Annotated in this window: 14 protein-coding genes; 7 read left to right on the forward strand and 7 right to left on the reverse strand. The window is 73.2% G+C overall.

Translation table 11 applies throughout. The features are described from left to right. Positions 1-79: 79 nt before the first annotated feature. Together J5Y09_RS17435 and J5Y09_RS17440 are read right to left on the reverse strand one after the other, a co-directional pair. A complete protein-coding gene (locus J5Y09_RS17435; protein WP_209353101.1) occupies positions 80-1483 on the reverse strand; it encodes an ATP-binding protein in 1404 nt (467 codons plus the stop codon). An 8-nt stretch (positions 1484-1491) separates the two neighbouring features. Next, entirely contained in the window at positions 1492-2634 is a 1143-nt protein-coding gene (locus tag J5Y09_RS17440) for a penicillin-binding protein activator (RefSeq protein WP_209353102.1), read from the reverse strand. Between J5Y09_RS17440 and rsmI the strand changes: the two genes are divergently transcribed. Continuing rightward, on the forward strand, positions 2604-3521 hold the full coding sequence (rsmI, locus tag J5Y09_RS17445; protein ID WP_408904063.1) for a 16S rRNA (cytidine(1402)-2'-O)-methyltransferase: 918 nt from the start codon (positions 2604-2606) through the stop codon (positions 3519-3521). The two genes, J5Y09_RS17440 and rsmI, sit on opposite strands and share 31 nt — an antisense overlap. Before the next feature lie 21 nt (positions 3522-3542). On the opposite strand, the gene J5Y09_RS17450 is transcribed toward rsmI, so the two are convergent. After that, positions 3543-5513: a methyl-accepting chemotaxis protein gene (locus J5Y09_RS17450; protein WP_209353104.1), complete on the reverse strand. Its 1971-nt coding sequence runs from the start codon at positions 5511-5513 to the stop codon at positions 3543-3545. 138 nt (positions 5514-5651) lie between these two features. Here J5Y09_RS17450 and hslV point away from each other — a divergent pair, with 138 nt between their 5' ends. The 3 genes from hslV (at position 5652) to J5Y09_RS17465 (ending at position 8540) form a co-directional block, all read left to right on the forward strand. Beyond that, positions 5652-6218 carry an ATP-dependent protease subunit HslV gene (hslV, locus tag J5Y09_RS17455; protein WP_209353105.1) on the forward strand — a complete coding sequence of 189 codons (567 nt, stop codon included), beginning with the start codon at positions 5652-5654 and terminating at the stop codon, positions 6216-6218. A 163-nt stretch (positions 6219-6381) separates the two neighbouring features. Beyond that, positions 6382-7707, forward strand: a complete 1326-nt coding sequence (hslU, locus tag J5Y09_RS17460; protein ID WP_209353106.1) for an ATP-dependent protease ATPase subunit HslU — start codon at positions 6382-6384, stop codon at positions 7705-7707. Positions 7708-7724: 17 nt separating this feature from the next. Then, positions 7725-8540 (forward strand): EcsC family protein, encoded by an 816-nt coding sequence (locus J5Y09_RS17465; protein ID WP_209353107.1) that lies wholly within the window; start codon positions 7725-7727, stop codon positions 8538-8540. On the opposite strand, the gene J5Y09_RS17470 is transcribed toward J5Y09_RS17465, so the two are convergent. The 4 genes from J5Y09_RS17470 to J5Y09_RS17485 all read right to left on the reverse strand — a co-directional run bounded on the left by J5Y09_RS17470 (position 8530) and on the right by J5Y09_RS17485 (position 12426). Next, entirely contained in the window at positions 8530-9528 is a 999-nt protein-coding gene (locus J5Y09_RS17470) for a hypothetical protein (protein WP_209353108.1), read from the reverse strand. The genes J5Y09_RS17465 and J5Y09_RS17470 overlap by 11 nt on opposite strands. Before the next feature lie 93 nt (positions 9529-9621). Continuing rightward, the gene (locus J5Y09_RS17475) at positions 9622-10509 is read right to left on the reverse strand and encodes a prephenate/arogenate dehydrogenase family protein (protein WP_209353109.1); all 888 of its coding nucleotides are present in this window, start codon (positions 10507-10509) and stop codon (positions 9622-9624) included. Further along, positions 10502-11584 carry a histidinol-phosphate transaminase gene (hisC, locus tag J5Y09_RS17480; protein WP_209353110.1) on the reverse strand — a complete coding sequence of 361 codons (1083 nt, stop codon included), beginning with the start codon at positions 11582-11584 and terminating at the stop codon, positions 10502-10504. The genes J5Y09_RS17475 and hisC overlap by 8 nt, the downstream gene beginning before the upstream one ends. Further along, positions 11581-12426: a chorismate mutase gene (locus J5Y09_RS17485; protein WP_209353111.1), complete on the reverse strand. Its 846-nt coding sequence runs from the start codon at positions 12424-12426 to the stop codon at positions 11581-11583. Before J5Y09_RS17485 ends, hisC begins: the two co-directional genes overlap by 4 nt. 90 nt (positions 12427-12516) lie before the next feature. Between J5Y09_RS17485 and metX the strand changes: the two genes are divergently transcribed. From metX to J5Y09_RS17500, 3 genes are all read left to right on the forward strand, one after another. Next, entirely contained in the window at positions 12517-13671 is a 1155-nt protein-coding gene (gene metX / locus J5Y09_RS17490; protein ID WP_209353112.1) for a homoserine O-acetyltransferase MetX, read from the forward strand. A 181-nt stretch (positions 13672-13852) separates the two neighbouring features. Then, positions 13853-14506, forward strand: a complete 654-nt coding sequence (locus J5Y09_RS17495) for a hypothetical protein (RefSeq protein ID WP_209353113.1) — start codon at positions 13853-13855, stop codon at positions 14504-14506. A gap of 37 nt (positions 14507-14543) precedes the next feature. Further along, entirely contained in the window at positions 14544-15788 is a 1245-nt protein-coding gene (locus J5Y09_RS17500) for a cytochrome P450 (RefSeq protein WP_209353114.1), read from the forward strand. The last annotated feature ends 23 nt before the right edge of the window (positions 15789-15811 follow it).

Genomic DNA, 15811 nt, shown 5'->3' on the forward strand with positions numbered 1-15811 from the left:
CAACGGTTGATGTCAGGCGGGCGCGGTAGCACGCCCGGCCGGGGGAGGCCAGAGAGCACAGCCACTCATAATGATATCTTTATGTCCCGGGGCCCGGATCGACCCCCGGCCACCACACCCGGAACAGGGTCCCCGCCCCTTCCTCGCTCTCGATCGCCAGGGTCCCGCGGTGCCGGTTCACGATGTGCTTCACGATGGCGAGGCCGAGCCCCGTCCCCCCCGCCCGCCGGGACCGCCCCTTGTCCACGCGGTAGAAGCGCTCGGTCAGGCGGGGGATCTCGTCCCGCGGCACGCCGGGCCCGTCATCGGCGACCGACAGCGTGACGCCCGGGCGGCCGTCGCGCCCAGGACCGGGGGTGACCGCAAGGCGCACCTCCCCACCCTCCCGCCCATGGCGGATCGCGTTGTCGAGGAGGTTGCGCACCACCTGCGCCACCTGGTCGGCATCGGCCGGGTCGGCGATGGCCGCGTCCGGCAGGTCGAGGCTGAGCCGAACCTGCCGCTGCGCGAGGATCGGGGCCATCGCCTCCGCCTCCGCCCGCGCCACGGACGCCACGTCGGCCCGCCCGGTCGGCGCCTGGTGCTCCGCCATCTCGATCCGCGACAGGCCGAGCAGGTCGTCGATCAGCCGCCGCATCCGGTCCGATTGTTCCGCCATGATGCCGAGGAAGCGCTGCTGCGCGGCCGGGTCGTCGGCCGCCGGACCGCGCAGCGTCTCGATGAAGCCGATCAGGCTGGCGAGCGGCGTGCGCAATTCATGGCTGGCATTGGCGACGAAGTCCGCGCGCATCCGCTCCACCGCCCGCTCCCGCGTGCGGTCGGACAGCAGCACCAGGATGCGCCCGCCATCGGCCAGCGGCGGGTCCATGGGAATGATCTGCGCCACCAGGTCGCGCAGCACCGGCACCGGCAGCACCAGGTCCGCGACCATGGGCTGCCTGGCCGCCAGGGCGCGGTCCAGCGCTTCCGCCAGCGCGGGGTGGCGCAGCAGCGCGGCCGCGTCGGTCGGCGCCGCGCCGGCATCGGCCGGGGCGCCGAGCATTTCCCGCGCCGCCCGGTTCGCACGCAGCGGCAGCCTGGATTCCGAGAGCACCAGCAGCGGGTCGGGCAGCGCCTCGATGATCGCGGCATCGGCCCGGCGCAGCGTCTCGACCAGCGCGCCGCGCTCGGCGAGGCTGCGGGCCAGCCGGTTCACGCCGTCCGCCACCTCCTGCACCGAGGGCAGCAGCGGCGCGACCGTCAGGCGCGGCAGGTCGCCGCCCGCGGCCGCGCTGCGGATCTGCGCGGCCAGCCGCGCGAGGTTGCCGAGCCAGACATGCGCCACGCCCGCGCCGGCCAGCAGCGTCACGATCAGCGCCGCGAAGCCGGCCCGGGGCGACAGCGCGCCGGACCCCATCAGCAGCAGCAGGCAGCCCGCGGGGGCGCCAGCGACGGTCAGGCTGGCGCGGAGCCAGGGGCCCGGGCGCGGCGCATCCCCGATCATGGGCCCGGTCAGGACCCGGCGGCACCCGGCGCCGGGGCTGGTTCCACCATGCGCGCCTCGCCCGTCGGCTCCACCGCGAACAGCGCGAGGCCGCGCTGCACCCGGCCTTCCGGCTGCAGGCGCACGGGGCCGTCCACGCCGTCGAACACCTCCCCCGTGTTCGGGCCGGACTGGCCGCGCGGCGTCAGCACCACGCGCGCGGCGAGCCCCGCCGCGTCGTAGGCGATGCCGGCCAGCCGCGGCGGGCGCTCGCCGAAGGCGCCTTCGTAGCGCGCATCGAAGCGGGCGCGGCTGCGCGGGTCGGGGGCGGCGAAGATCGCGCCATGCAGCGCGGGTTCCTGGCCGAGCGTCGCGTCCATCGCCCAGAGCGCATGGCCCAGGATGCGCGGGGCCGGCGCGATGCCCGCCGCCGCGAGCCCGCCCGCGATGCCGCGCGCCTGCGCGCCCGCGCCGCCGATCATCACCGCGTCGAGCCCGCCCGGCGCCCGTGCGGCGAGGTCGCGCGCCACCCCCGCGCCGTCGGCGCGCGCCGCATGCAGCAGGATGACGGGGTCGGGCAGCGTCCAGGTCGCGGCCTCGCTGCGCATCGCCTCGGCCAGCGCGCGGCCGAAGGCGTCGTCGGGGGCGGCGAGGGCGAAGCGCCGCGCCCCGCCCGACACGGCGGCACCCATGGCGCGCCGGACCTGCTGCGCCGGCGTGACGCCGAGCGTCCAGACGCCGGGGCCGGCCTGCGCGGCATCGTTGGTGAAGGCGAGGATCGGCACGCGTCCCGCCCGCGCGGGGCCCGAGGCGGCGGAGGTCTCGGCCGCGGTCAGGGGTCCGGCGATCATGCGCGCCCCTTCGCCCACCGCCCGCCGCGCCGCGGCCGCGGCGCCTGAGGCGGTGCCGCCCGTGTCCATCGGCAGGAAGTCGACGCCGCGGTTGCCGCGCTCGAACAGCGCGAGTTCCGCCGCCTGCTGCATGGCCGCGCCGAGCGGCGCCTGGGGCCCCGACAGCGGCAGCAGCAGCGCGATCCGGTTGCGCGGCGGGTCCTGCAGCGGCCCCGCCGCGGGGCCCGAGGCTTGCGGCCCGCAGCCCGCGAGCCCCACAAGGGCGCAGAGCACGGGGAGGGACAGGCGGCGTGGGAGGGGAAAGCGCGGCAGAAGGGACACGGTCCTCGGATCCTCCCGGCGGCCCGGGAAGGCCGGGCCTGGTGCTGGTCGCGACGCCGATCGGCAACCTCGGCGATCTCTCGCCGCGGGCCCTGGCGGCGCTCAGGGATGCCGACGCCGTGCTGTGCGAGGACAGCAGGGTGACCGGCGGCCTGCTCGCCCGGCAAGGCATCGCGGCGACGATGATCCCCTTGCACGAACACAATGAGGCGGCGCAAGCCCCCCGCCTGGTCGAACGCATGGCGGCGGGCGAATCCTTCGCCCTGGTCTCCGATGCCGGCACGCCGCTGGTCAGCGACCCGGGCTACCGGCTGGTGCGCGCGGCGATCGCCGCCGGCATCCAGGTTTCGGCCGTGCCGGGGCCGAACGCGGCGGTCATGGCGCTGGCGCTGTCCGGCCTGCCGCCGCACCCCTTCCTGTTCCTGGGCTTCCTGCCGGCACGGTCGGGGCCGCGCGCGGCCGAATTGTCACGCTTGCGCGGGATCGAGCGTGCCGGGCTTTCGGCGACCCTGGTGCTGTACGAGGCGCCCCATCGCCTGGCCGAGGCGCTCGCGGCCCTGGCCGAGGCGCTCGGCCCCGAGCGCCCGGCCGCCGTCGCGCGCGAACTGACCAAGCGGTTCGAGGAAGTGCGCCGCGGCAGCCTCGGCGACCTCGCCGCGCACTACGCGACGGCGGAGGCGCGCGGGGAGATCTGCATCCTGGTCGGCCCGGCGCCGGAGGAAGCGGCGGCGGGGGCGGCGGATATCGACGCCGCGCTGCGCGCGGCCCTCGCCGGCGGAATGAGCCTGCGCGACGCCGCGGCGAGCGTCGCCGCCGCCACGGGGGTCAAGAAGCGGGAGGTCTATGCGCGGGCGCTGGCGCTGGACACGACGCCGGAGCCCGGCTGAACCGCGGTCCGGCCGCCTGCGTCACGCCGCCGCCTTCACCCCCGTGATCCGCCGCACGACGGCCATCGCATCCGCCCCGGCGGCGCCGAAGACCAGGCCGACGCGATCCTTGTCGACCGAGGTCACGCGCACGGGGAACTCGGTGCCCTCGAGCCGCAGGCTGCCGGTCTGCCCGTGGCGGGCTTCCCCGGGCGTCATCGCGATGCCGGCGCCACCTTCCGAAAGATCCATGACGCGCACCTCCCGCGGCGCGGCGCCATTCAGCCGGAGCGTCGCGGCGCGATCCACGGGATGGCGTTCGTGCATGCGGCGATCCACCTCGTCGGTCGAGGTCCGCACGATGCGGACGAGCGCGCCGCGCAACTCCGCCACCGAACCCTGCGCGTCCTCGGCGGCGCCCGCCATCTCCGTCGCCGCATCGGCGCCGCTGCGCGATTCGGCGGCCACGCCCTTCATCCGCATCTCGACATCCTGCACCGCGGAGGCGGCGGAGGAGACGGCGCGCGCGATTTCGGTCGTCGCGACGGTCTGCTGGTCCATCGCCTCGGCGATGCCGGCCGCGATGCCGTCGAGCGCGCCGACCGACTGGGCGATGCCCTGCACGGCCTGCACCGCCTCGCTCGTCGCGGCCGTGATCAGCGCGATCTGCTTCGAAATGTCCTCGGTGCGCCGGGCTGTCTGGGTGGCGAGCGACTTCACCTCCCCCGCCACCACGGCGAAGCCCTTGCCGGCTTCGCCGGCCCGCGCGGCCTCGATGGTCGCGTTCAGGGCGAGCAGGTTGGTCTGCCCCGCGATGTCGGCGATCAGGGCGGCGACCTCCCCGATCCGGGCGACCGCGTCCTGCAGGCTGACGATGGTGCGCGTGCCGTGCTCCACGCCGTCCACGGCGGACCGGGCGGCGGCGGCAGCATCCGTCACGCGGCCGGCGATCTCGCGGATGGAGGCGGAGAGCTCGTCGGTCGCGGCGGCCACGGTCTGGGTGGCGCCAAGCGCCTCCCGCGCCGCCTCGGCGACGGAATCGCTCTCCGTCCGGATGCGGCCGGTGGCCTGGCCGACGCCGCTCGCGACCTTCGTCACGCTCGTCATGCGGGCGGAGACGGCATCGACGGCGCCGCGCGTCTCCTCCTCTACGCGGCGCGCCATGCCTTCCAGCGCCTCCCTGCGGGCAGCGGCGGCGGCGGCCTCGGCCTCGACCTGGGCGGCGCGCAGGCGGGCATTCTCGACCGCGCCTTCCTTGAAGACGAGGACGGCGGCGGCCATGTCGCCGATCTCGTCGCGGCGGCCGGCGCCGGGCACGTCGGCGGCAAGGTCGCCGCGGGCAAGCGCGCCCATCGCGCCGGTCAGGCGCCCGATCGGGCCCGTGACGCGTCCGATGACGACCCAGCCGGCAATGAGCGCGGTGCCCAGGCCGAGCAGCACCATGACCGCAAGCACGGCCGTATGTTCGCCGAGTTCGTCGACGCCTTCCGAGATGCGGCTATGCGCCATGGCGACCGCGGCATCGAGCACGGCGCCGACGGATTCGGTGAAGGGGTCGATCGCGGCATAGAGGCGTTCGCGCACCAGCGTGTCGAGGCCCGCCGTGTCGCGCGCGGCGAGCACGCGGCGCAGGTCGGCGACGAGGCGTTCGGCGACCGCGCGGCGTTCGCGCGCCTGCGCGAAGGCGGCCGCGCCGTCGCCTTCGAAGCGCGTGGCGCTGACGGCGGTCCAGCTGGACTCGATGATCCGCACGGCGGCGAGGACCGATGCCTCGCCTTCCTCCCAGGTGAAGTTGCCGTTGCGCACCTTGTGCGCGGCATCGACCACCTGCACGGCGTAGGCGTCGGAGATCGCCTTGAGGTGCCGCATCGGTTCGACCGTATCGTCGCGGACCGATTCCATCCGCCCGGCATCGTCGCGCATGCTCAGCCACGCGAAGGCGCTGGCGGCGGCGTTCACGACGACGATCGCGGCCAGGAGACCGATCAACAGGTGGACGATTCGTAGGCGCATCGAAGGCATCCCGCTTGGCGTGCCCGGCATAGGGCAACGTCACAGAAGCATGACACCCGCTACTCAACGGTAAGCGGACGCGAACCGATACGCACACGAGTTGAGTTGTTCGCGGGGACGGCCCACATTCGCGCCATCATGGAATCCCCACAGCACGATCCCCTCGGGTGGCACGGCACCACCATTCTCTGCGTGCGCAAGGCGGGCCGCGTGGCCATGGCCGGCGACGGGCAGGTTTCGCTTGGCCAGACGGTGGTGAAGGGCAATGCGCGCAAGGTGCGCCGCATCGCCGGCGGCAAAGTGCTTGCCGGCTTCGCCGGCGCCACCGCCGACGCCTTCACGCTTCTGGAACGCCTGGAGGCGAAGCTGGAACGCTTCCCCGACCAGCTGGAGCGCGCCTGTGTCGACCTTGCGAAGGACTGGCGGACGGACCGCTACCTGCGGCGGCTGGAAGCGCTGCTCGCGGTGGCGGACACTAAGCGGTCCCTGCTGGTGACCGGCCAGGGCGACGTGCTGGACCCGGAGGACGGCGTCATCGGCATCGGGTCGGGCGGCAACTACGCGCTGGCCGCGGCGCGCGCGCTGCTGCCGGTCGATGCGCTCGACGCCGAGGAGATCTGCCGCCGGTCGATGAAGATCGCCGCCGACATCTGCGTCTACACCAACGGCAACTTCGTGCTGGAAAGCCTGGAGTCGCAGGCGTGACGCTTCGCGCACGACAATACTCCGCCGCGGATCGCGGCACGCCGCGATCCGGGAGCGCAACGCGCGACCGCGCCCAACCCAACCACCACCGCCGGCACGCCAGTGCATGGCGCGAAGGCAAGGCCGGCGGATGCCGGCCGCCCGCCGTCTGAGGGCCAGATAAATGTCCGAGTCGATCAACCTGAGCCCGCGCGAGATCGTCAGCGAGCTCGACCGCCACATCGTCGGCCAGCAGGACGCCAAGCGCGCCGTCGCCATCGCGCTGCGCAACCGCTGGCGCCGCCAGCAATTGCCCGAAGGGCTGCGCGAGGAGGTGGTGCCCAAGAACATCCTGATGATCGGCCCGACCGGCTGCGGCAAGACCGAGATCGCGCGCCGGCTGGCGAAGCTCGCCAATGCGCCCTTCCTGAAGGTGGAAGCGACCAAGTTCACCGAGGTCGGCTATGTCGGCCGCGACGTGGATTCCATCGTGCGCGACCTGGTCGAGGCCGCGATCACCATGGCCCGCGAGCAGGCACGCCGCGGCGTGCAGGCCAAGGCCGAACTCGCCGCCGAGGAAAGGCTGCTGACCGCGCTGGTGGGCGACGGCGCCTCGGGCGAGACGCGCATGAAGTTCCGCCGCATGCTGCGCGACGGCGCGCTCGAGACGCGGGAGGTCGAGGTGCAGGTGGCCGAGGCCGCCGGCGGCCTGCCGATCGGCATGATCGACCTGCCCGGCGCGCAGGGCGCGCAGATGCAGAACATGCAGGAGATGCTCGGCCGCATGTTCGGCGGCCGCGCGCGCTCGCGGAAGATGAACGTCGCCGAGGCGCGGATCGTGCTGACGCGGGAGGAAGCGGACAAGCTGCTCGACCAGGATGCGCTGGTGCGCGACGCCGTCGCGAATGCCGAGGCCAATGGCATCGTCTTCATCGACGAGATCGACAAGGTCTGCGCGCGCACGTCGGAAGGCGGCTTCCGCGGCGGCGACGTGAGCCGCGAAGGCGTGCAGCGCGACCTGCTGCCGCTGATCGAGGGGACCACAGTCTCGACCAAGCATGGGCCGGTGAAGACCGACCATATCCTGTTCATCGCCTCGGGCGCCTTCCACCTGGCGAAGCCTTCGGACCTGCTGCCGGAACTGCAGGGCCGCCTGCCGATCCGCGTCGAGCTGAAGGCGCTGGGGCGCGACGATTTCCGCCGCATCCTGACCGAGCCCGAGCATTCCCTGCTGAAGCAGTATGTCGCGCTGCTGGGGACGGAGGGCGTGACGCTCGACTTCGCGCCGGACGCGGTCGATGCGGTGGCCGACCTCGCCGCCGAGATCAACGCCAGCGTCGAGAACATCGGCGCGCGGCGGCTGGCGACGGTGCTGGAGCGGCTGCTGGAGGAGGTCTCCTTCACCGCCTCCGACCGCGGGGGGGAGACGGTGCGGGTGGACGGCGCGCTGGTGAAGGACCGCGTCGCGCCGCTGGCCGGCAGCGCGGATCTGTCGCGGTTCATCCTGTAGCTGGCCTCGCGGCGCTCATGAGCCTCACCATCCCCCCGCCCGGCCTGCCGCCCGAGGCGGTGTCGGACCTCCGCGCCGCCTTCGAGGCGCTGGAGAACCCGTCGCTGGCCGCGCGACTGGCCGGCATGGCGGGGATGCCGGTCGAGGCGCTGCGCGCGCGCCTGCCCGCCGCGATCCAGGGCGGGCTCGACGGCGCGGTGCGCGGCGCGCTTTCCGCCGCCATGAAGGCGGCGCTGGCCTCGGGCCCCGCGGCGACGCCGCTGCCCGTCTCCTCCGCCTGGTTCCATCGCGGCCTCGCCGCCGCCTCGGGCGCGCTGGGCGGCGCCTTCGGGCTGCCGGGCACGCTGGCGGAACTGCCGGTCTCCACCACCATCCTGCTCCGCCAGGTCGCCGCCGTGGCGGCGGAGGCGGGGGAGGACCTCTCCGCGCCCGGCGCGGCCGCGGAATGCCTGAAGGTCTTCGCGCTCGGCGGCACCAGCGCGTCGGACGACGCGGCGGAAAGCGGCTATTTCGCCGTGCGCCTGGCGCTGGCGGAAGCGCTGAAGGGCGCGGTCGGGCGCACGCTGGTGCCGGGCTTCGTCGCCGCGGTGGCCGCGCGCTTCGTCGGGCCGGTCGGGCTGAAGCTGTCCGCCCAGGCCGCGCCGGTGATCGGCGCGGCGGCGGGGGCGGCGGTCAACATCGCCTTCCTCGAGCATTTCCGCAGCGTCGCCCGCGGGCATTTCACGCTGCGGCGGCTGGAACGCGCGCATGGCGCGGCCGCCGTGCGCGCCGCCTGGGACGGGCTGGCGGCGACGCGGGACGCGCCCTTCGTCGCGCGCGGCGTCAGAAGCTGATGCCGAGGCCCACCGAGGTCCCGGTCACGCCGCCATCGCCGTAGAAGTAGCGGCCGATCAGGCGGACGCGCGACACGTTGATGCCCATGGCGCCGATCTCGTAGCGCCCGAGATCGACCTCGAGCCCCCCACCGACCTTGGCCGCCCAGGAAAAGCCGAGCACCTGTTCCTGGTCGCCGAAATAGCTGGTGAAGGATCCGTCGATCACCCAGCGCACCGGGCGGCCGAAGGCTTCCCAGCCGGTCGGCCAGCGATAGCGCGCCCACAGCCCCATGGTCTGCGCGACCGAGCTGCCGCGGGCGGGCCGCATCGTGTCGCCGAAGGTCTGTAGGTGCAGCTGCGTGTAGCGGAGCTCGACATCGATGTCCCGCTCCGGCCGGTAGTCGTAGTAGGCGAGCATGAGCGACCCGCCGAGCCCGTAGACATTCACGTGCCGGTCCGTCAGCGCCGGGATGTCGCGCCCGGTGCGGTAGCTGAGGAAGGCGCCGAACAGCGTCGCGTCGCCCGCCGCGACGCCGAGCGAGGCGTTCAGGATCGGCCGCAGCCAAAGGTATTCGGCAAGGCGGATGTCGTAGCCCACGCCGATCGTGGTGGTGAAGTTGTTCCAGCGCAGCGGCGTGCGCCGGGCGGTCGCGCCGGTGAAGACCGCACGCGGGTCGTAGCGCGCGTAGCCGGCGTAGATCTCGGTAAAGAGCGGAAAGCTCTCGCTCCAGGTGAAGCCGAAGCCGAACTGGCTCAGGGTGAAGACGGAGGAGCCCGCCTCGTTGGACGCCGTGGTGCGGTTCACCTGGATCGCGTTGGCGGACCCGTCCGGCACCATGTTGTAGCCCATGATGCCGAGCACGCCGGGCCCGCGGCGGGCGAGGCTCGCCTGCACGGCGTCGAGCCGGTCGAGCGCGTTCTGCAGCGTGTCGCCGGTCTGCGCCCCGGCCGGCGCGGCGGCGAACGGCAGGATGGCCAGGAGAAGGCGGCCGATCAGGCGGCGCATGCGGGGTGCCGGGGGGGCGTGGGCGGCATGGCGTCCTTCCGTCGTGGCGGGATGCGGCAGTCTAGCCGGCCTCGCGCGTCTGCGAAGCCGGGCTCACGCCTGCTTCCGCTCGATCAGCTCCCTGCGGATCTTCCGCCCGCGCCGGATGCGGTCCTCGATGAATTCCGCCTGGCCGTAGCGCACCGCGCGGCCCAGCGCGTGCGCGTCCTCGGAAAAGCGCGCCAGCATTTCCAGCAGCGCCTCGCGGTTGTTCAGGAACACGTCGCGCCACATGTCGACGTCGCTCGCCGCGATGCGCGTGAAGTCCCGGAAGCCGGAGGCGGCGAATTTCAGCACCGCCTCCTTCGTCTCCTCCGCCAGGTCGTCGGCCGTACCGCAGATGGTGAAGGCGATCAGGTGCGGCAGGTGGGAGACGATGGCCACGACCCGGTCATGCGTCGCGGGGTCGAGCGTCTCGATCATCGACCCGCAGCGGCGCCACATCTCGCGCACCTTCTCGACCGCCGCGGGGTCGCTGCCGGGCAGCGGGGTCACGATGCAGTAGCGCCCGTCGAACAGTTCCGCGAAGCCGGCATCCGGGCCGGAATGCTCGGTGCCCGCCATAGGGTGCGCGGGGACAAGGTGCACGCCGGGCGGGACCAGCGGCGAAAGGTCGCGCACCACGCTGCCCTTGGTGGACCCCACATCGGACAGCACGCAGCCCGGCGCGAGATGCGGCGCGATCTCCGCCATCACGGCGGCATAGGCGCCGACCGGCACGCATAGGATGACGCCGTCGCAGCCTTCGACGGCGCGGCCGATATCGTCCTCGACCACGTCGACGATGCCGAGCTCGCGCACGCGGGCCAGCGTCTCCCGCCGGCGGGTCGTGGCGACGATAGTGCGCGCGATGTCGCCGCGCTTCTTCGCCACCCGCGCGATGGACGACCCGATCAGCCCGATGCCGACCAGGCAGAGCCGCTCGAAGACCGGCTCAGCCACGCATGAAGCCCGTCAGCGCGTCGACCACCATGCCGCATTCCTCGGCGGTGCCTATGGTGATGCGCAGGCATTGCGGCAGGCCGTAGCCGCCCATGGCGCGCACGATCAGGCCGCGCGCCTTCAGCGCGTCGTCGGCAGCCTTGGCCTTCGCGGCCGTGCCGAAGTCGACCAGCACGAAATTGCCCTCGCTCGGCCAGACGCGGATGCCGAGGGCGGTCAGCGCATCGCTCACCTTCGCGCGCCAGAGCGTGTTGTGCTCGACCGAGCATTCCACCCAGCCCTTCTCGGCGACCGCCGCGATGCCGGCCGCCATCGCGGCCGCGTTCACGTTGAACGGCCCGCGCACCCGGCCGAGCACGTCGATGACCGCCCGCGGCGCGTAGCACCAGCCCAGCCGCATCCCGCCCATGCCGAAGATCTTCGAGAACGTCCGCGTCATCACGGTGGTGCCGGACGCATCCACCAGCTTCGCCCCTGCGTCGTAGTCGGGCCGCGTCACATACTCGGCATAGGCGGAATCGAGCACGAGCAGGATGTCGTCCCGCAGCCCCGCGCGCAGCCGCTCGACCTCGGCCTGCGGCAGGATCGACCCGGTCGGGTTGTTCGGGTTCGCCAGGAACACCAGCCGCGTGCGCGGACCGACGGCGGCCAGCATGCCGTCCACGTCGGTCGTCAGGTTCTTCTCCGGCACCTTGATGATGCGGCAGCCGGCCCAGCGGCCGGTGATGTCGTACATCATGAAGCCATGCGCGCTCATCACCAGCTCGGTGCCCTCGCCGCCATAGGCGAGGATGAGCAGCGCCAGCAGCTCGTCCGACCCGTTGCCGACGACGATCCGCGCGGGGTCGAGGCCGAAGCGCGCGCCGATCGCCTCCCGCAGCGCGGTCGCACCACCATCGGGGTAGCGATGCGCCTCCGCCGCCATGGCGCGGATCGCCTCGACCGCGGCCGGCGGCGGGCCGAAGGCGCCCTCGTTGGAGCTCAGCTTCACGATCCGGTTCACGCCCGGGATCTTCGATTCCCCGCCGACATAGGGCTCGACGGCCAGGATCGAGGGGCGGGGCATCAGCGTCATGGCGCGTCTCCGGCGACCGGCACCGCATAGGCGCCAAGGATGGTGCAGCGCGACCAGGGCAGCGCGGCGATGCGCGAATCCCCGGGCTTGAGGAAGCCGTCGATCTCGGCGATCACGCGCGTCGTCGCCTCGGCACGCGTCACGAGAAGGCCCGCGACCGCGAGCCCCGCATCGGCCAGCGCCTGGGAGATGCGCCCGCGCGCCGCGCCGGGCTCGGTCTCGATCAGCAGCAGGGAACGGTCCTGGCCGGACGGGTCGGGGGCGACGGGGGCCACGACCAGGGCCTCGGCCTCCCCGGGCCGGGCGACGAAGGGCAGGCGCGCGACGACCTGCAGCCGCGGCACGTCCAGCCGCGCCCACCAGGCACCTTCCACGCCGTCGCCATCCTCGGACGGCACGGGCAGCACGGCGGCGGAGGCTTCCCCCGCGCTCACCGCCGCCAGCGCGCGCGCCGGGGTGGGGTGGACGCGCATCGGCGTCGCCGGGCCGAAATGCTCCCGCGCCAGTGCCGCGTGGGCGGAGGCCGCGTCGGGCGAATAGACGGCGGCCGAAAAGGCGCCCTGGATCGCCGTGCTCGCCTGGAAGATCTCCCGCCAGATGCGGACCAGCCGATCGCGCGGCAGGGGCCCGGCATGGCGGGCAAGCAGCCGGCGCAGCACGGCGGCTTCGCGGCCCGGGCGCAGCGGCGGGCCGCTGCCCTTGGCACGGCTGCCGGCAAGGCGCCCCACGACCTCCGACCGGCGCATCAACAGGTCGTGCATGGCATCGTCCAGGCGGTCGATCTCGGCGCGCAGAGCGGCGATCTCGGCCTCGGCGGGGGCTGGCGTGGGGCTGTCTGGCATGGGGAAGCCCCCAATAGACGGGGCGGCCCGGCGCGCCAAGGGCGCAGGGGCGTTGCGGCGGCCGCGCGCGCGCCCTATGCATCCCCGCCCATGTCCCAGGTGGTCGCCCCCTTGCCGGAGGTCGCGCACCAGCACGCCGTCTTCGCCGACGGCCTGCCGCTGGATTGCGGCGCCGTGGTCGTGCCGCTGACCGTCGCCTTCCGCACCTACGGCACGCTGAACGCGGAACGATCCAACGCGGTGCTCGTCTGCCACGCCCTGACCGGGGACCAGTATCTGGCCGAGCCCCACCCGGTGACCGGCAAGCCCGGCTGGTGGGAAAGCATCGTCGGGCCCGGCAAGCCGCTCGATACCGACCGCTACTTCCTGGTCTGCGCCAACGTGCTGGGCGGCTGCATGGGCTCGACCGGCCCCAGGTCCGAGATGACGGATGCCGAGGGGCGGGGCTTAGGCCGGCCCTGGGGCACCGATTTCCCGCAGGTGACGATCCGCGACATGGTCCGCGCGCAGAAGCGGCTGATGGACCATCTCAGCATCCCGCGCTGGCTGGCCGTGATCGGCGGTTCGATGGGCGGGATGCAGGTGCTGGAATGGGCGGCGACCTATCCGGACGCCGTGCTCGCCGCGGCGCCGATCGCATGCGCCGCGCATCACAGCGCGCAGAACATCGCCTTCCACGAGGTCGGCCGCCAGGCGATCCATGGCGACCCGGACTGGATGGGCGGGCGGTACTGGGAGGATGGGCGCATCCCCGCGCGTGGCCTCGCCGTCGCGCGCATGGTCGCGCACATCACCTATCTTTCGGAACAGGCGCTGACGCGGAAGTTCGGCCGGCGGCTGCGCGGGGCGAGCGCGCTGACCTTCCTCGAGGACGTGTTCGAGGTGGAGTCCTACCTGCGCCACCAGGGCAGCACCTTCGTGCGCCGCTTCGACGCGAATTCCTACCTGACGATCACCCGCGCGATGGATTTCTTCGACCTCGCCGCCGAGCACGAGGGCAATCTCGCCCGCGCCTTCGCCGGCACGTCGACGCGCTTCTTCCTCGCATCCTTCAGCAGCGACTGGCTGTTCCCGACCGAGGAAAGCCGCGCGGTGGTGCGCGCGCTGAACGCCGCCGGCGCGCGCGTGTCCTTCGTCGAGATCGACAGCGACAAGGGCCACGACGCCTTCCTGTTGGAGGAGCCGGAGTTCCACGCGGCGCTGGGCGGCTTTCTGCGCGGCGCCGCCGAGAAGGCGGGCGTCTAGTCGCGTCCTTCACCACGCGTTCCTGACCGACAGGCCCCACGCGCACCACCAGACTCATGAATCCGCCTGTCCCGGGCGGTTGTCCCTGTGATCCGCGTCGCATCAGACGCGCGATTTCGCTGCCACGTTCCAGCCCTCGATGCGCATGCCACGCACGCAGCTTCACAGCAGGAGCAAGCACATGCTGAGGGCAACGATCGTCACGGTCACGGCGCTTGGCTTCGCGCTCGCGGCCAATGCGCAGGTCGAGCGCAGCCCCACGGCCGCGCCGCAGCCGCAGGTGGAGACCATCACGGACCCCGACGCGATCGCCGCGCGGCTGCGCTTCTGGGCGACCGACAGCGGCGCCCCCGTCTACTACGGGGAGGTCAGGAACGTGGATGCGCGCAGCCGCCGCGTCCTCGGCCACTACCAGTGCCTGGCCATCGCCTTCATTCGCTACGAGGCCGGCGTCTTCCACTACTACCACAAGATGTGGGCGCGATCGCCGGACGGCTCCTGCCGCTACGACGACCAGACCAGCCACCCGGTCGGCAATCGCGGCCTGTGTGTCCGGGACAGCGACGCTGCCGGTCCCGGCCGCGCGCCCAGCACACGGCGCATCAGCAAGGACAACCTCGACTGGCAGAACGGCCGCTTCCGCACGATCGACACGCGGACCCGCGTGGTGGGGGAGACCGCCGAATGCGTGCCGCCGCGCGGCGTGGGCGCCGGCCTGTTCTCCCTGCAGATCGTCGGGGACCGGTTCCGGCTCATCACCACCCGCCCGCTCAGCTACGAGCTGAACATGGCGCCGCAGGACCCGCGCAGCCCGCCTTCCGCCCCGGTGTTCTGAACCGTCCCGTCCCCGCCCTGACAGGATCGGAGACCGCATGAGCTTCCTCGCTGCCCTAGACGCGCTCCCGCCGGGCGACCCGGCGCGGGCCGGCCTGTTCATGCAGCGGCTGCGGGCCGATTGGCGCGCGCTGTTCGCGGAACTCCGCGCCGACCGGCCCGTGTTGCAATTGCCGATCTTCACCATGGTCAGCCGCTGGACCGATGTGGTGGACGTGCTGTCGCGCAACGAGACCTTCCGCGTCACCTATGCGCCGATGATGGACCCCTCGGTCGGGCCCTACATGCTCGGCCGCGACGGGGCGGAGGAGAACTGGCGCGACAAGTCGGTCATGCGCGCGCTGATGCGCTGGGACGACGTGCCGGGCATCCGCGCGCTGGCCGCCGCGACGGCCGCCGAGGCGCTCGCCGCCACCGCCCCGCCTCTCGTCGACGTCGTGCAGACGGTCTCGCGCCTGGTGCCGCTGCGCGTCGTGCAGCGCTGCTTCGGCTTCCCCGGCCCCGACGACGCCATGCTGCGCTGGTCCTGGGCCACGCAGGCGGACATGTTCCACAATATCGCGAACGTGAAGGCCCGGCACGATGCCTGCGTGCAGGCCGGCAACGAGATGCGCGAATGGGTGCGTGGATTCCTCGCGACGCGCCGCCCCTGGGACCAGGCGGCGGGCGAGGACACGGTGTCGCGGCTGCTGCGGCTGACCGCCAGTGGTCTGTCGGGGCTCGACCCCGAGCAGGTGGTGAGCAACGTCTGCGGCCTGCTGGTCGGCGCGATCGAGACGTCGTCGCAGGCGATCGTCAACGCGACCGAGCAGATCCTGCTGCGCCCGGAGGTGGCCGCGCGCGCGCTGCGCGCCGCGCGGAGCAACGAGGAAGCGGCCTTTGACGCGATCGTGTGGGAAGCGCTGCGCTTCAACCCGATGACGACATTCGTGATCCGCACGGCGGCCACCGATGCCGTCCTCGGCCCGGGCACGCCCTACGAGACCGCGGTCCCGGCCGGCACCAGGATCGCGGCCGGCATCGGTTCGGCGATGTTCGACCCGGGCGTCTTCCCCGATCCGGACGCGTTCCGCGAAAGGCGGCGGACCGCCTACCTGCATACCGGCTTCGGCCCGCACGAGTGCCTCGGCCAGTTCGTGGCCTATGCCATCATCCCGGAGACGATCCGCCAGGTCCTGCTGCTGCCCGGCCTGCGGCTGCGCGACGGGGCAGGGAGCCGGGTCGACAATGCGGGCGGGCCGTTTGCCGAGCACTTCGTGCTCGCCCACGGGGCGGCGGGGTGACGGAGCGGGAGCGCAGCCGCGAC

This window comes from Roseomonas nitratireducens, from assembly GCF_017813355.1.
GTDB lineage: Bacteria > Pseudomonadota > Alphaproteobacteria > Acetobacterales > Acetobacteraceae > Neoroseomonas > Neoroseomonas nitratireducens.